Source organism: Vibrio sp. SSH13-20 (genome assembly GCF_040104475.1).
GTDB lineage: Bacteria > Pseudomonadota > Gammaproteobacteria > Enterobacterales > Vibrionaceae > Vibrio > Vibrio harveyi.
The window spans coordinates 678,462-699,315 of the sequence record NZ_JBECOU010000001.1 but is presented as its reverse complement, the minus strand read 5'-3'; the positions used below and the strand labels follow the sequence as shown (position 1 = coordinate 699,315).

Annotated in this window: 17 protein-coding genes; 6 read left to right on the top strand and 11 right to left on the bottom strand. The window is 43.2% G+C overall.

Features of this window, described 5'->3' with window-relative positions; genetic code table 11:
* Positions 1 to 218: 218 nt before the first annotated feature.
* Genes ABMY42_RS03055 through ABMY42_RS03035 form a run of 5 tightly spaced genes read left to right on the top strand, consistent with a single transcriptional unit; the run spans position 219 to position 7,440 of the window.
* The gene (locus ABMY42_RS03055) at positions 219 to 1,433 is read left to right on the top strand and encodes a hypothetical protein (protein WP_349265953.1); all 1,215 of its coding nucleotides are present in this window, start codon (positions 219 to 221) and stop codon (positions 1,431 to 1,433) included.
* A complete protein-coding gene (locus ABMY42_RS03050; RefSeq protein WP_349265952.1) occupies positions 1,430 to 3,241 on the top strand; it encodes an IucA/IucC family protein in 1,812 nt (603 codons plus the stop codon). The genes ABMY42_RS03055 and ABMY42_RS03050 overlap by 4 nt, the downstream gene beginning before the upstream one ends.
* A gap of 6 nt (positions 3,242 to 3,247) precedes the next feature.
* Complete coding sequence (locus ABMY42_RS03045; protein WP_349265951.1) at positions 3,248 to 4,447, top strand: MFS transporter; 1,200 nt, start codon at positions 3,248 to 3,250, stop codon at positions 4,445 to 4,447.
* Positions 4,419 to 6,245: an IucA/IucC family protein gene (locus ABMY42_RS03040; RefSeq protein ID WP_349265950.1), complete on the top strand. Its 1,827-nt coding sequence runs from the start codon at positions 4,419 to 4,421 to the stop codon at positions 6,243 to 6,245. The genes ABMY42_RS03045 and ABMY42_RS03040 overlap by 29 nt, the downstream gene beginning before the upstream one ends.
* Positions 6,238 to 7,440 (top strand): type III PLP-dependent enzyme, encoded by a 1,203-nt coding sequence (locus ABMY42_RS03035; RefSeq protein ID WP_349265949.1) that lies wholly within the window; start codon positions 6,238 to 6,240, stop codon positions 7,438 to 7,440. Before ABMY42_RS03040 ends, ABMY42_RS03035 begins: the two co-directional genes overlap by 8 nt.
* A gap of 103 nt (positions 7,441 to 7,543) precedes the next feature.
* On the opposite strand, the gene ABMY42_RS03030 is transcribed toward ABMY42_RS03035, so the two are convergent.
* A complete protein-coding gene (locus ABMY42_RS03030) occupies positions 7,544 to 8,416 on the bottom strand; it encodes an aldose 1-epimerase (protein WP_349265948.1) in 873 nt (290 codons plus the stop codon).
* A 150-nt stretch (positions 8,417 to 8,566) separates the two neighbouring features.
* On the opposite strand from ABMY42_RS03030, the gene ABMY42_RS03025 reads away from it, so the two are divergent.
* Positions 8,567 to 9,787 carry an ROK family transcriptional regulator gene (locus ABMY42_RS03025; protein ID WP_281187439.1) on the top strand — a complete coding sequence of 407 codons (1,221 nt, stop codon included), beginning with the start codon at positions 8,567 to 8,569 and terminating at the stop codon, positions 9,785 to 9,787.
* A gap of 91 nt (positions 9,788 to 9,878) precedes the next feature.
* Here ABMY42_RS03025 and ABMY42_RS03020 read toward each other — a convergent pair whose 3' ends face one another.
* The 10 genes from ABMY42_RS03020 to ABMY42_RS02975 all read right to left on the bottom strand — a co-directional run bounded on the left by ABMY42_RS03020 (position 9,879) and on the right by ABMY42_RS02975 (position 20,786).
* Complete coding sequence (locus ABMY42_RS03020) at positions 9,879 to 11,306, bottom strand: sugar porter family MFS transporter (RefSeq protein ID WP_005449432.1); 1,428 nt, start codon at positions 11,304 to 11,306, stop codon at positions 9,879 to 9,881.
* Between the two features lie 86 nt (positions 11,307 to 11,392).
* A complete protein-coding gene (locus ABMY42_RS03015; protein ID WP_349265947.1) occupies positions 11,393 to 14,707 on the bottom strand; it encodes a DUF5107 domain-containing protein in 3,315 nt (1,104 codons plus the stop codon).
* Positions 14,708 to 14,906: 199 nt separating this feature from the next.
* Complete coding sequence (locus tag ABMY42_RS03010) at positions 14,907 to 15,398, bottom strand: hypothetical protein (RefSeq protein ID WP_349265946.1); 492 nt, start codon at positions 15,396 to 15,398, stop codon at positions 14,907 to 14,909.
* Between the two features lie 9 nt (positions 15,399 to 15,407).
* The gene (locus ABMY42_RS03005) at positions 15,408 to 15,980 is read right to left on the bottom strand and encodes a hypothetical protein (protein ID WP_005437957.1); all 573 of its coding nucleotides are present in this window, start codon (positions 15,978 to 15,980) and stop codon (positions 15,408 to 15,410) included.
* Positions 15,981 to 15,994: 14 nt separating this feature from the next.
* The gene (locus tag ABMY42_RS03000; RefSeq protein WP_349265945.1) at positions 15,995 to 16,456 is read right to left on the bottom strand and encodes a hypothetical protein; all 462 of its coding nucleotides are present in this window, start codon (positions 16,454 to 16,456) and stop codon (positions 15,995 to 15,997) included.
* A 248-nt stretch (positions 16,457 to 16,704) separates the two neighbouring features.
* A complete protein-coding gene (locus tag ABMY42_RS02995) occupies positions 16,705 to 17,280 on the bottom strand; it encodes a DUF1629 domain-containing protein (RefSeq protein ID WP_349265944.1) in 576 nt (191 codons plus the stop codon).
* Positions 17,281 to 17,435: 155 nt separating this feature from the next.
* Positions 17,436 to 17,924, bottom strand: coding sequence for a hypothetical protein (locus ABMY42_RS02990; protein WP_349265943.1), 489 nt, complete (start codon positions 17,922 to 17,924; stop codon positions 17,436 to 17,438).
* A gap of 21 nt (positions 17,925 to 17,945) precedes the next feature.
* On the bottom strand, positions 17,946 to 18,512 hold the full coding sequence (locus tag ABMY42_RS02985; RefSeq protein WP_005449454.1) for a hypothetical protein: 567 nt from the start codon (positions 18,510 to 18,512) through the stop codon (positions 17,946 to 17,948).
* A gap of 7 nt (positions 18,513 to 18,519) precedes the next feature.
* Positions 18,520 to 19,266: an AHH domain-containing protein gene (locus ABMY42_RS02980; protein ID WP_100224515.1), complete on the bottom strand. Its 747-nt coding sequence runs from the start codon at positions 19,264 to 19,266 to the stop codon at positions 18,520 to 18,522.
* Between the two features lie 2 nt (positions 19,267 to 19,268).
* A complete protein-coding gene (locus ABMY42_RS02975; protein ID WP_080993213.1) occupies positions 19,269 to 20,786 on the bottom strand; it encodes a PAAR-like domain-containing protein in 1,518 nt (505 codons plus the stop codon).
* Positions 20,787 to 20,854 lie beyond the last annotated feature (68 nt).

Below are 20,854 nucleotides of genomic sequence, written 5' to 3'. Positions count from 1 at the left end.
AAATTGCCAACAGGTGCGAATGTAAACCAATATCATTTGTGTTTGCAATATAAAAATTATGATCTATATTTGTTTGCCCCATGTAACTGGGGAAATAACAAAATAATCAATAAAATCAGAATAATAATAAAACCTTTCCCTAAAATGCCGCGAAAGAGACGCATTGGAAGCCGGCTGTGAGCACGCAGTAACAACGTTAGAAAAATTAGGAAAGTCCCATGAAATCAACGATGATCATCGTGAGTCATGTCGTTAATGATGCAGTCACCCACGGCTTCGTACCTGCAGCAAAAGCGATGGGTCTTCACGTCGTGTTGATCACTGACCACAAGTTCAACCATCTCAAGTTGGCCAGTGAAGATAACCAGTTCACCCCCGATGACATTCTAGAATGTGATGTTTTCAATCCACTTGAACTCATCGAGGTCATCACGGAGCACGAATTACACCCTAGCGCTATTTTTAGTAACAGCGATCATTTGCAAACTTCAACGGCTATCTGTGCTCAATTCTTTAACTTGCCCGCTAAAGACTGGACTGTGACGTTAAAAGCTAAGAACAAGCACCTAACTCGCCAAGTCCTCAATGACAAATCATTGCCAAGCACACCAAGTATCTTGCTGCATCAAGGTGACTCATCGCCTCGCAAGACACTCAATTTCCCTGTCGTCGCAAAGCCAAAGGAAGGCGTTGCAAGTTTGGATGTTCAACGCTGCGACACCGATGCCGCACTTGGGGATTATTGCGATGCATTCTGGCAAAAACACCCAACCACTCCTGTCTTGGTTGAAGAGTTTTTGCAGGGCCCGCTTATCACAATAGAAACATTAGGGGATGGCGATAACTTACTCGCCGTTGGTGGGTTTGATGTCGAACTGTCTGCCCCACCGCACTTTATCGAGATGGCGGCGTGTTGGAATGGTACTCACAGCGTCCAATTTCGTAACGAATGCCTCCGCCAGTTGAAAGTTTTTGGTGTCGGATTCGGCGTGTGCCATAGCGAATTTATTATCACCGATTCCGGTCCCGTGTTGGTGGAGGTCAATTATCGCAGTATCGGAGATGGACGCGAGTTTCTACTTAATAACCTGAGCCATCATCAGTGGTTTAGCACCATTTTAAAACTGCATCTTGGCGACAAACTTGAACTGGACTTCACTATCCAAGGTAGCGCTCAAGTGCACTATGTTGTCGCCGACACGAGCGGAACCATAGCAGGTACATCAACATCTTTCATTCATCAAGAAGGCGATATTGTTACGCAACAACAGGTTCTTAAGCCCGCTGGAGAGCACATCCAACAAAGCTATTCAAACAAAGACTACCTAGCCAGGATTTCCATTAGCTCACCATCCGGACAGTCATTGCAGCCTTCACTCAAACAGGCTCTCGCCACTTTCAACCTTGTGCCAGTCGAAGAGGTAACGGCATGAACGACAACGTTTTATATCTCACCCAGCGTTTAATCGATACGTGTCTACGCGAAGATTTATTTGGTTTAGTTTCTCAAGGCGCTTTCATTAATGCTTTACCCAACAAATTGAACATCAATGCTTATGGCGCAGACCAAACTTGGCTCGCCTTCTCAACACAAGATTTAAATCTTTACTTACCTGTTACGCCTTTTTATTACATGCAGCGATGGGTCTACGGCGTGACTAACCACCATGCGCCAACCTGCTGGTTTGTAGAGAAAAATCGAACCGTTGAATCACAGCAACATTACCGCGATTGGATTGAAGTATTAAAAGCTTGTGCTCACGAAAGCTCTCATTCGTTACTCGATGGATATCTACAAGAACTCGAATGTGCGGAAAAGCATAAAGGCTTATGTGACAAAGCATTCGAGCAAAACTCAGCAGCATTGATGCAGCCAATATCGGAACTCAATGGTTGGGAACGTAAACTGTTACAAGCAGACCAAATCGCTTCATATTTGGATCATCCATACTATCCGACAGCTCGAGCAAAATTTGGACTGAGTGATAATGACTTAGCGCAATATGCACCGGAGTTTGCCAAGAGTTTTACTTTGCGTTGGTTAGCCATTGATAAATCACTAGTGACCTTAACCTCTGCGCCTCCTGAGTGCTGGCCGACAATGGAGCAAGTTGGATTGCCTGCCGACTTCTCACTGAGTCATGACTTGTTCCCTGCTCACCCGTTGACTTTACGCAGTTTAGAGTCACTACCTGAAGGCGTGATTGAAGCGCCACTCGCTTTTCTTGAGGTGACACCAACCTTATCGGTGCGCACTGTGGTAGTGAACCAAACACCGAATGTTCATATAAAAGTGCCACTTATTATGCGTTCGTTAGGAACTAAGAACATTCGTCTTATTAAACCATCGACACTGTATGACGGTCATTGGTTTGAGCGTTTGTTAACGCATTTAGAGCAAAGTGATAGTGAGCTAAGTGGCACGCTTTTCCACTGTAACGAAAAGCATGGTGGGCACGTTGGCGATGATAAAACGTTCGCTTACATTGTGCGCGAATACCCTGTTCACCACTGCGAAGACCAAGCATTAGTGCCTGTTGCAGCCCTTACCAGTCCAATGCCTGATGGTCGCTTATTCCTTGAGCATCTCGCCGAACAATACTACCAGCAAGATACATTGGCTTGGTTTACCGACTACGTTGATCTGTTATGTAAAGTGCATCTGACTCTTTGGTTGCGTTATGGCATTGCTTTGGAATCCAATCAGCAAAACGCCATCATTGCGTTCAATAAAGAAGGCAAAATGACGTTAGCTATGAAGGACAATGACGCCGCTCGTATCTGGCCAAATCGTTTCAAAGCGTTTGAACAGCATTCCCCTGTTCAGTGCGATCAATTACTGGATCAACGAATTAAGGTCGATAATGAACTCGCGTTGGGTCAGATGTTTACCACGATTACGCTACAACTGGATATTGCCGCGATTGTAGAGGCAATGGCAGCGAAAGGGATTGCTTCAAGCGCCTCTTTGTACGCAGTAGTCGCACGAAGCCTCGCTTATTATATCGACTACTTAGGCGCACAAGGTCACGAAACAAAATTGGCACGTGAACTCTTATTTGATTCCCCAGATTTGTACGCCAAATATTTGTTGAGCTCAGGGAGTCTACTTTCCAAAGAAGCATCAGGTGCAAGCGATATCAACAAATATTATGGGTTATCCGCGCCCAACTTCTTGTTGTTAACCAGCGAAGACGCTCAACATGCTTATCTCACTGCCATTAAACAGAGCGTGAGCTAATTAATCATGACCAAACTCATCTACAGCGTACTGCTTTGCCATTTTATCGCTGCATTTGCTGCGTTAGGCATGCCGTTGTTCTTACCGACGGTGTTACCCACTTTTGGAGCCCACATAAATGCAGACTGGGCAGGTGTTTTGTTTATTCTCCCTACCTTCTGCACTGCTATGGCCGCTCGTTTTTGGGGGCAGTTTGCCGACCAATACGGCAGACGCCGTTCTCTACTGCGCGCTCAAGTTGGTCTCGCCGCGGGGTTTATGCTGTGTGGCTTAGCAACAACGCTACCCATGTTTGTGTTTGGTCTCATTATTCAAGGAACGTTTGGCGGAACAATGGCAGCGTCTAATAGCTACCTTTCAAGCCAAATAGAAGATACGAAAGCGCTGAGTAAAACGCTCAATAAAACCCAACTATCTGCTCGTTTGGCTCTGATAGTGGCACCCATTGGGCTAGGATGGACGTTATCGGAATCCAACCCGCTGAATGCATACCTGTGGTTAGCCGTATTGCCACTTGTGGCATTTGCGATCACGCTTACCCTACCCGTCGATCAAACCGAAACGCCTTCCCCCCAATCGGACGCTCTTGTAGACAAATCTGATGTTATGTCGGACTGCTCGTTACGTGCTCTATATTGGGTGTTTGGCGCTCAGTTTAGCTTTGCTTTCGCTATGATAGTGACCTTCCCGTACTTCTCGCCTTATGTTGAGCAATACGGCAACGTGAATCCGGCATGGATCGGCTTCTTGTATGCGCTTCCGCATGGTGTTTATCTTGTGTTTGCAACCAAGATTCATGCACTTTCAGAGAAGATCAACCGCCACCAGCAGCAACGTACACTTTGGTTGGGTTTTACCTTACTCTCCCTCAGTTGCGTCATGCACCTCGTTCAACATGAAGTCTTATTGATCGTAGCTCGCATCGTGTTTGGCTGTGGCATGGTTTGCTGTTACCAAGGTTTACATCAAGCGCTTGCAACCCGACTTAATAGGCAACAATGCGGCAAAGTGTTTTCTCGCTTTGATGCAATGTCTAAATGGGGCGGAGTTGCCGCAGGTCTTAGCGCATCTTCTATTATCCGCTTCTATTCGCTCGACGTTCCTTTTCTCCTTTCTGCGTTGGTCAGTGCTTTGACTCTTATCGCACTGATCATCCATTCAAAATTTGGGCATCAACATGTTACAAACGCCATTGTCTCCAAGTGAAACGCTTGCGAAAAGCCAAGCACAACTCAACAATAGAAAAGCTCAGCTCAACACCATAACGGGCGTCGTCAACTGCTATCTACGCGAATACGCGATCCCTAACAAGCAAGTTGAATGGCAGTACCGTTCAACATCTTTACCACAAACATTGAAGCGTAACTATTCACAACAACAGCGCGTGGGCATCCATCTTCCCCATCAAAACGGTGTTTTGTTGTTGCCTGCTGAGTACGTGAGTCAGCTTGGTAAAGTCAAACTGATTGATATGCCCTGGAGCAAAATGCCGGGCTCTGGATGGCATAAATTAGATGCAATCCAAACACTGACACTGTTACTGAACTATCTAAAACAAGTGTTAGCGATTCCATTCAACAACGAGCTTGTGGCTCAAATGGAAAACAGCCTGTTGGTAACGGAGCAATTTCTAAACGCAAACACAAGACCTCAACAGCACAATGCTTTTATCGCTTCAGAGCAGTCATTGCTTTGGGGGCACTCCTTCCACCCAACGCCAAAAAGCCGTTCCGGCGTGAGTATGGATGATCTATTAGCATGCTCACCAGAAGTGGGAGCCAGCGTCCCGCTATATTGGTTTGAAGTGGATAATACATTGCTCGATGTGCTTCGCTCGGATGAACGTCATACTCCTAAGTCGATGATTGAGCAATTGGCACCAGAAAAGCCGCACTCTGGAGACGCCACCCTCTACCCTTGCCATCCATGGGAGAGCTACACGATCTTGCAAAACCCATTAGTTCAACGAGCGATTGAACAAGGCAAAATGACGCCATTAGGGCTAGGCGGAGAAAAAATGCTGCCGACATCATCGGTGCGTACCATGTACCACCCTGAAACAGAATGGTTCGCCAAGTTCTCGATTAACGTCCGCTTGACCAATTGTGTGCGTAAAAACGCATGGTATGAACTCGATAGTGCGGTGCAACTGAGCTCGATTTTGCATCCGATAAAAGAAAGTGAGCAATTACAGAATCCGGTTTTCAAAGTGATGACAGAACCTTTTGCCACCACCATCAACTTGGAATCGATTGATTCCGAGCAAAGAGAAGATCTGACGAAAGCCCGAGAGTCGTTTGGTATCCTATATCGAGAAAACCTATCCTTGTGTGAAATTGATGTACTAGAACCAACGTTAGCGGGAGCACTATTCGCCTATGATCGCAATGGCGACAGCTGTATCGCTGCTCAATTAGAAACCAAAGCACAAGCATCAGAAACAACGTACCACGACATCGCGACTTTATGGTTTGAGCGCTACTTACACTGCTTAATTCCCGGCGTATTCAACTACTACTTTAAACATGGCGTCGCATTTGAGCCTCATTTGCAAAACACACTCATTGGGTTTGAAAAAGGCATGCCCTGCTGCGTGTGGATACGCGATCTAGAAGGCACCAAATTGCTTCCAGAATTCTGGTCACCTGAGTCATTGAACCAGCTTTCTGAACGCGCTCACCAATCGGTTTATTACAGCCGGGAACAAGGTTGGAATCGTATTGGTTACTGTACCTTCATCAACAACATCAGTGAAGCCATTTTCTTTATTGCGGAAGGAGACCAAACGCTTGAGAAAACGCTTTGGAACTCGGTTAAAAGCGCAATTGTTCGCTGGCAATCCGTCAATGGCAAACAACCTGAGCTTGAATCCTTGATAAACGGCGGCAATTTCCCGAGCAAAAACAACTTTACTACGCGCTTAATGCAAAGAGCGGATAAAGAATCCAACTACACCCAAGTTCCAGTGCCATGGGCGAATCACCAAGGAGCCAATCATGCTTAATTCTTCACAGCTTCCGTTGCACGTCCAACAAGAAGTTTTGCAATTGGCAGAGCAACACATGCAGCCACTATGTGCCTACCTTTATGACCTAAAGGCGCTGGAGCAACACATTAAACAGATGAAACACGTTCTACCCAAAAATGTTGAGCTGTTTTATGCCGCGAAAGCCAACCCATCAGAGCCAATCTTGAAAACACTCGCGCCTTATGTCGACGGTTTCGAAGCTGCGTCCGGCGGAGAGCTTGCTCATCTGCACGAACAACAACTCAATATGCCCTTGATCTTCGGCGGTCCGGGCAAAATGCCAAGCGAACTTAAGCAAGCGATTGAGCTCAACGTAGATGCAATTCATGTCGAAAGCCTCACTGAATTGCATCGCATTGGTGCATTAACAGAAAAGCTGAACCGTTCTGCCTCGATTTTTCTACGAATGAACATCGATATTGGCGATATCACCTTAAGCAAACTCGCCATGGGTGGGAAACCCACGCCTTTTGGATTGGATGAAAGCGAGTTAAGTAACGCACTCACTCTACTGCGTGATTTTCCAAACGTGCACCTAAAAGGTTTCCACTTCCATTTAATGTCTCATCAACTCGAGGTAGATCGTCACCTAGCATTAATGCAACGTTACTTCCAAGTCGTTAAAGCTTGGCAAACGCAATTTGAGCTGGATGAAGTAATGCTCAACCTTGGCGGAGGTATGGGCATTAACTACCAAAATGATGAGCAGCACTTCCCTTGGATTGAATTTTGCGACAAGTTAGAGTTTTTGATCGCGAAAGAACAAGTTCAAGATTGGAAACTGCGATTTGAATGCGGACGTTACATCTCTGCACCATGCGGCTATTACGTTATGGAAGTGTTAGACATCAAGCAAAACTTGGGCGAGAACTTTGTCATTGCGCGTGGTGGTACACATCACTTCCGCACCCCTGCGGCACAAAGTCACGATCATCCATTTGCGATTTTAGCGAGTAATAAACCCAAAGTCATATCACAGCCGATTACGCACTCACACGCGACATTCGTCGGTCAACTTTGTACGCCAAAAGACGTTCTTGCGAGAAATCAAAACATTACTCACCTCGATATTGGAGATTATGTCGTGTTCACGCTTGCTGGCGCCTATGCTTGGAACATCTCTCATCAAAACTTCTTAATGCACGAACCTCCACTATTCCACTATTTCTAACACTCGCTATCAAATAGTTCCGCAGAATAAATGGTTCCACAGAATAAGCCCCTATCGCTAGGGGCTTTCATACCAATTTTTTATGGCACATTTCTCATCAAGTTCATGTCACAACTCGTATACACATACTGATTTGCATACTTTCTTGCGGCGATAAAACGCTCAGGCTTTCACAACCAAAGTTATGCGCATCAACATAATGACTTTGAGGCTCAAGGCAAAGGAAGTTGCTTTCACCCGAGGGCTTATAAACTTGCAGGTAACGGCAAGGGCTCGACACTAATACCGACACGCCATTTTTGTGCCTTAGCATCGCCCTAACTCTGCTATCACTCATCTGATATCCATTATTGATCCATAAATCGGGCACTGTTTTTTCGCTATTGAAGTTGTAATCTGAAGGTATGTGCCTAACGAAACGATCAGGAAGATTCTGCTTATCTTCAAACCAAAAACCTGTCGCCGGGAATTCTACAAGTGTATCTTGCTGAACTGAGAAAAATGGATGGAAGCCAGCCCCGAAAGGAAAAGCATCATCCCCAAGGTTGGTCAGAACCATGGTAACAATAAGGGCGTCATCACACAGTTGATAAGACTGTTTGGCATGGTATTCACATACGCCGTCGATACTTGACGTTAACTCTAATTCCAAAAAGTCATCACCTGCGTTTTTGGTCAGTAATCCCCAATCAGAAATCCATCCATTTCCATGCAAGAAAAACATATCATCGATGGCACGACTAACCGGCAGCACGACTTTATTCCCACGCCAAACAAATTGATTTCCGCGAATACGATTCGCCATTGGCAGCATGGGAAACATACTTGAATCTCCGGCAAAGCCGTTGGAAGTATTGACTCTGGCTCTCAACACATCAAAGGTGAATCCGTTAATATGCTGAAATGAATCAACGCACCCTCCAGCCTCATTCACGACCAACTTCAACTTGCCATTATTCAGAGTGTGAGTAGCCATCGATAAACCTTCACTTCATTATGATATGTTTGTTTATAGCTACTTTATGCAGTTAGATATTCAACAACTGATAACAAAGTCACAGAGATAACTAAACAGAATTTAGTTAGCGCCTTCTACGTTAAATCATCCAAGAGCCATGTTCGAACAATGCCTAACAAACCATTTCAATCTGGCGCCCATAAGGGGTTGAATAATCAAAAAGTTCGACACTACAACTGTCGCCTTGTGATGGCATTGCTGTATAAAAGCAAAGGCATGACCAAATCAGAGTTAGCTCGTGAAACGCAACTTAGCATTCCTGCTATTAGTAAGATTGTTGATGCTTTAGTTGAGCAAGGTCGAGTAGAAAACTTCAGTGTATCCAAAGCAACAAAGGGTAACTTTGGCGGCTTGTACAAAGTATCAAGTGATCGCCCTTACACCGTGTGCATGAGTGTTTCTCCTACCCGTATCCAAGCGGTAATGGTCGATAATGAAATGACGCCCTCTTCGGACTTTATTGATCAAGCCATTACCCCACAAACACCTGACGAACTAATTGAGGATATCGTGACGGCTATTGTTGCTTGCCGTCAGTCCAAGCCAAGTACCAGTTATCGACTCTCTATTGCCGTACACGGACAAGTGGATACTCATGTAGGATCTTCCATGCGAATGCCGCAAGCTCCTTGGACACAACCTATCGAGCTAAAATATCTTCTTGAACAACGCTTGCTCGTTGAGGTCCTCGTCGACAATGATTGCGTCATGCTAGCCTTAGCTGAAAAGTGGTTAGACGGGCATCACGGTGAAGATTTTTGCGTACTCAACGTTGATTACGGTATCGGTTCTTCTTTCTTGATCCACAATGACATATACCGAGGAAAGATGTTTGGCAGTGGGCAGATTGGTCACATTAAAGTCGCGAATAACGGCATCATTTGTGGCTGTGGTCGAGAAGGTTGCTTAGAGACGGAAGCCAGTTCCACAGCGCTTTGTAAGCAATACCTTTCCCGTCAGGAAAACGCATCCAAGCTTGTGCATATCGATGACTTTGTATTCGATGATTTTGTTAAGCTGTATCAAAACGACGACCCAATTGCACAGGAAGTTGCAATGCACGCAGCCACAATTCTTGGACAATCTCTCTATAACTTTCTTATCACACTCAACATCAACAAAATCATCTTGTATGGAAACACTTGTGCTCTAGGTGAATGTTGGTTAAAGACAATCACACAACAAACACTCATTAATCCATTCGAAGACGAGAATGCTCGTAAACAAGATCTCACCGTAGTCTCGTTCGGGCATTTAACGCAAATTGAGCGAATAGTCGGGATGAGCTACCTATGGGTTGAGCAAGAGTTAGATAACCTCTATACGTAACTCCCAATTTAAACGCAAAGAAGGTCACCTTAATAGCGACCTTCTTGAAGCTTACTCTGTTATTTTCACTCTATAGAGAGCACTGAGTGAGTTATGCGTTCACCTCTTTACCTACCGCAGCTTCACGAGTAACAAGGATTTTTTCCAGTTCTTCCAAAGAGCGCCCTTTCGTTTCTGGAACGCGTTTGTAAATGAACACAAAACCACAGGCACAGATAACACCGTAAAGTAGGAAGGAACCTGAAGCACCTAACCCCGCATTAAGCAGTGGGAACGTATAAGTGAGTGCGAAACACGCGACCCAAAGTGCCAACGTGCTGACCGACATCGCGGTGCCACGAACCTTATTCGGGAACATTTCAGAAAGAAGAACCCAAGTCACTGGTGCCAACGTCAAAGCGTAGATAGAAATCGCGATAAGGACGAGCATCAATACCGGCAAACCAAGCATTCCATAGGCATATGCGGCTGACATCAAACCATAAATCACCGTCAAGCCAGCCGACCCGATAATCATCAACTTACGTCGACCAATTTTATCAACAAAAGGAATCGCCAAAATGGTGAACACGAGATTGATCAATCCTGTTGCAACGATCGACTTCAAGGTATCGTTGATATCAAAGCCTGCAGAGGCAAAGATTTCCTGTGCATAGTTAAAGATGACGTTGATACCACACCACTGCTGGAAAGCAGCAAGAACAACACCGATCACCAAAATTGGCTTCACATCTGGCTTAAACAACGCACTAAACGGAAGTGAACGAGTTTCTGCAGACAAGGTACTTTCGATCTCTTGCACAGTGCGAGACGCATAACTTTCGCTACCAATACGCAGTAATGTAGCTTTCGCTTTGTCTACCATGCCCATTTTTACTAACCAACGTGGAGATTCAGGCACAACAAACATGAGCAGTAAAAACGCAAATGCAGGCACAAGTTCGGCGCCAAACATGTAACGCCAACCCATTTGACCATTCCATGATTGCAAAATATCCGCTTGCGCTGCATTGGAAGCAACAGGCTCCGCAATCAATAAGTTAATGATTTGAGCAGCAAGCACACCAATAACGATGGTCAGTTGGTTTATCGCGACAAACTTTCCTCGTTTATCAGCAGGTGCAATTTCAGCAATGTACATCGGTGACAATGCTGACGCTAAGCCAATACCAACACCACCTATAATTCGGAACACCACAAACGCATTAAAACTATCGGCAGCGGCCGTTCCCCATGCAGAAATAACAAATAACAGTGCCGCTAAAATTAACGGACGTTTACGCCCATATTTGTCAGACACGGTGCCGGCAATAAATGCCCCAACCATACAGCCGATTAACGCTGAGCTCATTGCCCATCCAGACAATGACGCATTCGTAATGTTGAAATAAGCCTCATAGAATGGTTTGGCACCACCGATTACGACCCAATCATAACCAAATAATAATCCACCACAGGCGGCCACCAGACTGATGAGCCATATGTTTCTCATATTGAGTTGATCGCTTGTTTTACGCATAGTAAATCCTTGTAGAGGTACATATCTATTAAAGTTATTGTTTTAGAGTCACCCCAGGTGATAGGTCACCCGGAGTGACCTATCCATTAATTTTGACTGTTACAGCCAAACGCATAGCGATGTTGTGCGATTTCTTTTAATAGATTCGCTTTTGTATGAGCAGGCGCTTGTCCTAACAGTGCCTGCAATGTAAGTTCAAAATCTTCAAATCCATGACGTTCATCTATCAAAGCTAAGCCAAATTGACCCATTGCTTTTACAAATAAACAGTGTTGCTGATGTTCTGTTGTTAAATTGCTATCAAAGACAATTAACGATGGGAGTGATACAGCAAAAAAGTCGACCTCTACGGGCGCATTCCATTCTGAGTCCGCCCAAGACACCATATCCTCAAACAGTGATACTGCTTGTGCGGTATCTCCCAATTGGTGCATTGCAGCCGCTTGATAGAACAAGTAATCAGCGGGTTGATCGTTATAGTAACGGCTTTGGTTAATCTCTTGTTTACCTTGAGTTGCAAGAGCAAAGTGCTGATTGGCACACTCTCTTTCGCCTAACTCTTGGTAGCAACGCCCTAAGAAATAGTGGATATCATTGTCAGTTTGACCAACGAGGCGACCTTCACCCAAATTTGTTGGATAAGTCAGAGCGTCATTCAATAACTCAAGCGCGTTATTGAAGCTTCGTTGTTGCATAAACTGCAATGCGTATCTCAGCTTATTGACGATGAACTGCCCTGTCACCTTGCCTTCTCCCCCTTCCCAAGGGTGGAACTGCCTTGTAGATAAGCATGTCTGTGCAAGTTCGAGCTCACCACAGATGTTATACAAATTAAGCAGCTCTGCAGTTAAGTCATCTCGCTGATTGACCACTTCTAGATTTGCCCTCAAGAAAGCAAGTCGCTCTAATGGCGTATCACCCGCCGCTTTTTTCAAGTAATCCAGTTCATAGAGAACTCGGGCATCGCTCGGAGACAATTCGAATGCTAACCCCATCAAAGAAATCGCTTTATCCAGCTCTCGACGCTTGTTATAGGCATGGACAGATAGATTTCGAAGTACGGGCGCATAGTGTGAGTTGAGCCTTAGTACTGTTTCCCAATGATATACCGCTCTTGAATAGCTTCGTTTCGCATAGAAGAAGCAACCCAGTAGATATTGGGTAAAGTAATGCCCTGAAAAAGCACTTAAAACTTCAACTTCGGCTAAGGTATTCGGAAATAAAACATTGTCGTTAAATCGATCGGCAGCGACATCTAATAAGGCTTCCGCCTGTTCGGGTTCATCGACTAAATACGCTTTATAAATCAAACTCATTGAACCTGTGCTCTCGTTCAGAGCTAAGACCGCTTTAGCGCGTTCTTTTGCATCAATCGAAAGATAAAAGTTAACAAGATGAATCGTGTTAGCTTCTCTTTGATTCATGAGTTGCTTAAACGCCAATAAGTCAATATCAGAGCGAGTTAACTGATACTTTTCGAATGAAATACCATAACCAAGAGGCTGCATCTCACTTTGTTCATCAATAAAACGAAGAGCCTCTGCGTGTCGGTTCAATGCACTAAGCAAAAACACCTTCAATGTTGCAGCTTGGTAGTGAGTACCATTCAGTTCCAGTGCTCTTTCCGCGTATTCTAATGCTTCATTTAAACGGTCTTGCTTTGTGGCAATGCGAGCAGCGGCGAAAAAGCCAGTATCACGACAATTACTACTCCACGTTGCTTTAAATACATCGCTAAAGGCAGAGTCAAGACGCCCCAGTTTTTCATTTGCACAGCCACGAAGGTAGCTTGCTCTGCCGCATAAAGGGTTTTTGTTGAGCTTGTGAGCACGCTCCAAAGCGGCATCAGAATATTTAAGTGTGCCTTGATAATCCGCACGATCATAAGCAAGCGAAGCCATCGCGACGTTGGTTGCATAATGATTTGGGTCGCGTTTGAGGGCTTCTTGGTAGTAGTCCGCAGGATCACTCGTTGCATGGTGATATTGCTGTAAATGCTGTCCAATGAAATACAGTTCTTCTACGCTCGATACATCTTCAGGTTTTTCTGGTGCGGAGGCAGGATCGGGCGTTGGTTCATCTTTAGCGTCAATATGCTCTAGATAGGACAGGCATACTCTCCCCTCCTCATTCAAGATTGTGATGGTTAAGCGCGTGCTCTCAGCAAGCTCTATGCTTTCTTCAACCACATCACCTGGAGTCATTGTCAGTTGGTGTTTAGCAAGTACACTCGCTTTGTCCGAAATAACCACCTCGTAGTTGGCAATCTCAGAAATAGCGTAAACTGCCCATTCAACGAAACTCCCGCTTCGATCCAACTTAATCGCGACTTCCGTGTTCGCATTATGAACGTTGTCTAAATTGCTATATGGAAGGAAATGTTGAGTGAATTTTTTCTCTTCATGACTATCAATCCAAGTAAAATCCGGTTGGTTATCGGTGTAAACCCCAGTCATCAATTCGATGTAAGGTCCATTGCTGTCGGTCAACTGGCGATCCCAGGCTAATCCAAAATCACAGTTTCCCCATGTCCATTGCTTTTTGCCAGGAGAGACATGGTGATTAGCCACATGCAACAACCCTCCTTTCTCATCATGACTGTAAGCGCCAACAAAGTCATAAGCGGACTTATCTGCCATATAAGAAGTAGGAACAGGCAAATTCTTGTAGCGCGAGATGTCCGTACCCGGCGAATAGTCGACTTTGTAATATTCCCCAGTCGCTATTGGGAAATCCGAAACATCTCGTTTGCCATGGTCATATACCGCAGTGACATCTGGTGGGAAGATACTTTGATGATCATCACCACCTTTTACCGCTGGGTTAGACCACCATAGGAACTGTCGAGGAGTATCGTTGCCGTTATATACCTTGCCTGTTATCTCGACAAGCGCCTTGTTCGGATAAAGTTTGAAGCCAGCGGTTACTTGCAAACCGTACATATGTTCAACTTCACCAATCCAAACGGTAACGGCTCCATCTTCATGCTCTTCAATCTTAAAATCTGTAGGCATGAACGTTGTCGGACGATGATGTTGAGGCCAGTTAAACTCGATGCCACCAGAAATCCAAGGACCAAGTAGTCCAACTAAAGCTGGCTTAACGACTTCGTTGTAGTAAATAAAATCGCGCTTTTTCATCTTGTCATACGCACGATGAATGCGCCCACCAAGCTCAGGCAATAGCATGATTTTTATATAATCATTTTCGATATATACCGCTTGATATGTCTGTTCTATTTGATGATCAGATATACTGTCGATCACGCCGTAAGGGTATACGGAGCCAGAAGAGCCTTGATAAACACGGTTTTCCAAAAATAACGGATTCGAGTCAACTTTGCCCGTCGGGTAAGTCGGTAAAACAATCTCTTCTACCCATGCTTTTGCATTCGTACTCATAATCTAAAACTACCTGTAAGTCGTTGTGATTGATTTACAGGCAGTATAAAAAGCGAACAGCAAAAAGGATGTATGAAGCAATCACGTGGTTAACTAAACGAAGTTTAGTAATAAATGTGACACTAAGACACTGGCTTTATAGAGCAACGTATATAGTATTTTTATTCATAGGTATTAAAAAAGCGCCTTTCGGCGCTTTCTATACATCTCTTACCCAAACGTCTTTGACATCTTTTTTAAGAAGGTCAATCACACTCTGATGAATAAACACTAAACCAAAGTCTTCTTCTAGCTTAAATATTAATCGTTCTTCTAAAGGAACATTGTCTAGTTTAGAAAAATCAAACTCTGTTGATTCAATGTCTAGCCAGTTTAACTTGCCGTATTGTTTTTCTTTGTCCGTCAATTTATAAGTTTGATGGATGTAAGGCATACGATAATCTTCATAAACTTTAATTTGATCATCTGTTGGTTGGCTTGGAGAACAATCGACACGAGCATCTAACCACTCTACTCCGTGTACGACCAGTTCCTCCACTTTTGACGCAATATCACTGATGATAAATAGCTTTGGAGAAAAGGTTATTTCAAGCAGTAAATCAGGCTCAACTGGCACTATTGGCTTAGGGCTTTGTTGGAATGGAAAGTTAGTTAAGCTTTGCTTTGTTAAAATAATATAGTCTTCTTTCATTATTTTTCCCTAAAACTTAGGTGCACGCGTAGATGTATTCTTCTTCATTTTCCTAACTAGAGAAAATCTTGAATCATTACTAATCAAATCATAGATTTCTGGTGCAAAAAATACTGCAGTATCCGCTCCTTCAGCCCTATACACCACCCGTTTATGGAAAGGGATATTTAATATTTTTTCTGGACTTAAAAACAATCGGTGGACGATTAGGTTCCCACTGTTTGGTGATACTTCTATAACGCTTCGTTCAAAGTCGACAACATCTTGAATGTTGTTTAAAGCTAATATGTATCGCTCAGTGATTTCTCCGTCTTTAGTCAATAAGGATGCCGGATAAAACTCAACGCCATAAGGGTCAAAACTCATTACAAGTTCTGCAAGTTCTTTCGAAACACATATGTCGCCATTATCCGATATCGGGTGAACCATGGAGGAAGTTATGTTTTTGTCCTCCCATCTTATTGGATTCTCCGAACTCGTTGGGTGAAAATTATTTGTACTATATAGAAACTCTCGGTCATCCACACTTTGGAATGCCGATGAACTTCTCATAAAGTCCTCAGAGATTACCGAAAATTCCATCTTATACCTCTTTATTATTTGGTAATTATCTGGCTTTGCTCTCTTACACTCATCAGGCGATATTTTCCAGGTATATAGCTAAATGCATCTACCGTTTCTTGTTCAGGAACTCGCTTTTTGAGCTTAAAGAGTGATCTAAAGCGCTTTGTGTAATGCGTATGCCGGAAACCTTTTTTAATACAACGCACACACCCTTTATCACCCTCTTCCATTAGTTTCCCTTTACTTATTAACAAAAGGTCAAAACTTGCTATATCACCGAGGATTTCAATAGAAACATCATCTATTGTATCAATATAGCTTTTAGGTAACGTGTCACAATTGATTGATTTGAGCCTTAAAGCCAATTTTTTAGCAACAACTTTATGGTATCCGAGTGCACCATTAAGTGATTGAACATCTTCTATAACGGACTCTTCAGTAATATTTTTTCTCGGCTCTCTTTTTAATCTCGCTGATTTGTTTGCTCCTTTCAAGTAGGTGCGAAATTAACTATATAGTTTCTCGCACTCTTCATCCGGGATTTCTTTGGGCTTAGCTGTACTTATCTAAAACGAAGTCGTAATCAAGACCTCGTTTGTGATTGGAGCGATGAACATGTGTTTCTACTTGGCAAGCAGCAAATCAGGCTCAACTGGTCCTATTGACTTAGCGCTTTGTTGGAACGGGAAACTAGTAATGTCCTGCTTTGTTAGTACATGATATTGTTCTTTCATCTTAAGCCTCAAAACTTTGGAGCAAGGTCATCAGTGCTAATCTTAGCTTTTCTCAAAGAGTCAAATTCTGCCATAAAGTCAATCACATCAAACAATTCTTCACAAAAAAACATCGCCGTTTCAGCACCTTTTACTCGAAATGCTACTCTATTAGATAACGGAATTTGCTTTAACTTTTCTTCAGAAATAAATAATTCGTGGACTATCAGTTCACCGCTTCTTGGAGAGATTTCGATATCTGAACGCTCTTCATCTAGTACATCTATAATATTATTGATAGCTAAAATGTATCGATTCTGTACTTCTCCATCCTCCAACTTCAGCTGAGAAGGATAATATTCAATACCAAAAGGGTCGAAACTCATTAAGATTTCAGCAAATAGACGACTTACCGATAAATCACCACAATCAACTATCGGTCCAACGTTTTTTATACTTCCTCCTTCACTATCCGCCCACACAACAGGGTTTATCGATGAAGTTGGATGATAATGGTTTGTACTGTACAACAACTCTCTGTTATCTACAGAAGCAAAGTTAACACTTGAAGAGAAGTAGTTTTCGGAGATCAATGAAAAATACATATATACCCTACTTTATTTTTTCCAGCGACGACTACTATAGAAAAATGCTTTTACTTCTATAGTACTGGGAGCATTATCTTAGCTATTAAAATGGTTTATTTTCCTACCTTTAGACTCCATCTTGTAACAAATGAAAAAGCGCCTTTCGGCGCTTTCTATACATCTCTTACCCAAACGTCTTTGACGTCTTTTTTAAGAAGGTCAATCACACTCTGGTGAATAAACACTAAGCCAAAGTCTTCTTCTAGCTTAAATATTAATCGTTCTTCTAAGGGGATATTGTCTAATTTAGAGAAGTCAAACTCTGTCGATTCGATGTCTAACCAGTTCAACTTACCGTATTGTTTTTCTTTGTCCGTCAATTTATAAGTTTGATGGATGTAAGGCATACGATAATCTTCGTAAACTTTAATTTGTTCATCTGTTGGTTGGCTTGGAGAACAATCGACACGAGCGTCTAGCCACTCTACTCCATGTACGACCAGTTTCTCTACTTTTGACGCAATATCACTGATGATAAATAGCTTTGGAGAAAAGGTCATTTCCAAAAGCAAATCTGGCTCTACTGGCACTATTGGCTTAGGGCTTTGCTGGAATGGGAAGTCAGTCAAAGATTGTTTAGATAAAACTATGTAGTTAGTCATTATTCTATTTACCTACTTACACTAGACTCGGGGCGTCTCTTCGGATGTATCAAATGAAAAGGCAACGATACTAGTACTTATTTTACCCTCCTCATCTAAACGGACAAGCGCTTCAAACAACTCGATTGAGAAGAACGTTTTTGTCATTCCGACAGGTTTAAAAACGTGCCTCTTGCTATCCGGAAGTTCCTTAATCTTTTCATCAGATAAGTAAAAACGGGTAGTTACGTCAGTCACTTTTATGCTTTTATCATAATCAACGACATCTACTAAGTTATCTACTGCTATTATGTAGCGCTCAGTTAACACTCCGTCTCCGGAACAGGTTAATTTTGCGGGATAAACTTCAACACCGTATGGGTCGAAACTCATAATTAGTTCAGCAATAGGCTTAGTGACATTAAAAGCACCACCTCTGATTAAATCTAATGCTTCAATTTCATAGATATCATCATCTTTCCACACAATCTCACTTATACAAGAAGTGGGAGTGAAATCATTATCATCATAGAAAGACGACCGACTATCAACGGCAGTAAATAATGATTCACCCTCGTTAAAGTCCTCATTTATGTATGCTATTTCCATCTTAAACCTATAATTTACTAGCAACCTTTAGATAATTGAACTTAAGGGCTTTCTTATAAAAAAGTCCACTCCATATTTCTTCTATCTCCGGCCAAGTCGTATTTTTGTGTGTTCTTTGCTGACAATCTGAGCTTCTACAACCATTTCCTTTTGGAGAAAAGTCATCTCCTGTATTGTGAAGCAATATCGTAAATTCACTTATCATGTCACAAATTCTTTCCGAAAGATCATTCAGTTCTTTTCGATATACAGGAGGTGGCATTTCACAGTGTAGCTTTTCCAACGTCTCTAGCAATTCTTGCTTTACAAACTTATGATAGGCTTTAGAAGGATATGCTTTAATCTTATTTTTGTCTCTGTTCAGCATACTAGCCCTCTTCATTGGATTCCCCCCATTTAACATCGAGGTAGGCTTTGAATTAGAGTACACTTGTTCATCACTCTTAAGATTCAGTTTACTTACTGTATTTCTACCCGTATGACCACTAGAATGCCAAGGCAAACGATACTTGCACGCAACCTTTTTAGCAGTACCTTTGTCACTGCTGGGAAGTATTACTATATTGTCTAAACTGTTCCAACTGTATTCTTTGTTTCGCATCTGTTCTGTTCGCTGAGTTGATAGCTTTTCGAACAAATTAAAGCTAATCAGATGATGTCCAGTAAGAGGACAATCACATTTTTCAGCTAATATATGATTGGCCTTTAATAATGCTTCACCAGAAACATGTCGAGAAAAACCGTTATTGCTCATACTCATTTTTTCCTTCCTGGAAGGACACATTTTTTCTTATGTCGTTTATCGGCAATTGCCCGCTTACACACTCTACAACGAACTGTTTTAGTCCCTTTCTCCTCATTTGCCTTCGCAGAGTTCTTTCCTGACTGAGCAGACTCACCGGTATTATGTTTTACTTTTGCTGGATACGTTTTCTCGCCCTTACCTAAGATGCGAGCAAAAAGATCATCAAACTCGCCCATCGCTTCTTTAAGCTTATCCGGTACCATCTTATCGATGATTTTTACCTCATCCGCTAGCTTCAAGAAATACGCACCAAGCTCATCTGCGCCCATTCTGTTTGCGTATGAAGCCAACTCAGTTGCCACTTCAATACAAGGTTTTAGAACATCGCTAACAATCTGGCTGGTTTGCTTGGCGTAATCCATCCAATCTAACGTACGCAAGAATTTTTCTGGATCGCCTTTACCCATGCCTCTTAAAACAGCTAACAAAGTATCTTTTGATGTTCCTTTACCGCCTTTTAGCGCAACTTTACACGTACCTTTTACTGCACTACCAAATGTAGGAACACAGCCGACAAGGGTAAGTGAAAGCGCTAACCAGTTTTCAGGCTTATCGCGCTCTTCTTCAGTCAACAAAGTCATAATGTTCGCAGATAAATCGCGCACGTCAGCGGCTTGGTCTACAACAGGGATCATTGTCAGCGCCGTATTGGCGATGATCTGCTCAACGGAAGCATCATCGTTGAAATCACCAAGAATCACGCCCCAAATCCAACTGGCGGCACCAGACATTCGCGTCCAAGCATTTTCCCAGAAGCCAACTTCACCTTTCTTTGTTTCTTCAATGATCAGTTGAGCGTTCGCACTTGGATTAAAGTTTGGATTGGTCTTCGTTGGGACATTCGGCATAAAGTCTCGGCTGTCCTCGCCGTACTCTATGGCAAACTCACCCGGAGCAACGCCACCGACCGAAGCCTTACCGTTGTTGTCTAGTGTTCCTTCAAATACGGCGCCAGATTGATCTGTGAGAGTGTAAGTTGCGCCTTGAACGGGTTCACCGTCTGAGTAAGAGAGGTACAAATCAACCGTATACGTCCCTTCCTGATCTTCCGTAACAGAAACCGATGGGTTTTGTGCGCCACCCAAACACATAGTGTTGGCTTTGTTCATGGTCATTTGGTCAGACAGACGACATACGCCCTTGCCTTCAAACTTAACCGTTGGTGAGGCTGAGATGAATTTTGCTTCGGCTTCTATAGTGCCGGATGCGACGCCTTTTTTATCGCCGCCCGCATCACCGGTACTTTTTGAGAACGTACTGCCTTTGATTGCGACACTGTTGCCGCCATCCATTGAGATAGTCGTTGTGCCACCAGCAAGGTCTGCTGATTTAGCATTGTTGCCATAAGGGATAGGAACGATCGGCTTGCCGACCTTCGTTAAACAAACATCTGGGAGCGTTGCATTCGCTTCACCACCTGAGCCTTTATGAACTATCGAAAGTCCATTTGCACCAACTGTTACGCCCATAACCAATCCATTTGAATTTTGTTGATTGAATAATAAAAGAGATCGCATATTGCAATCTCTCTAAATAC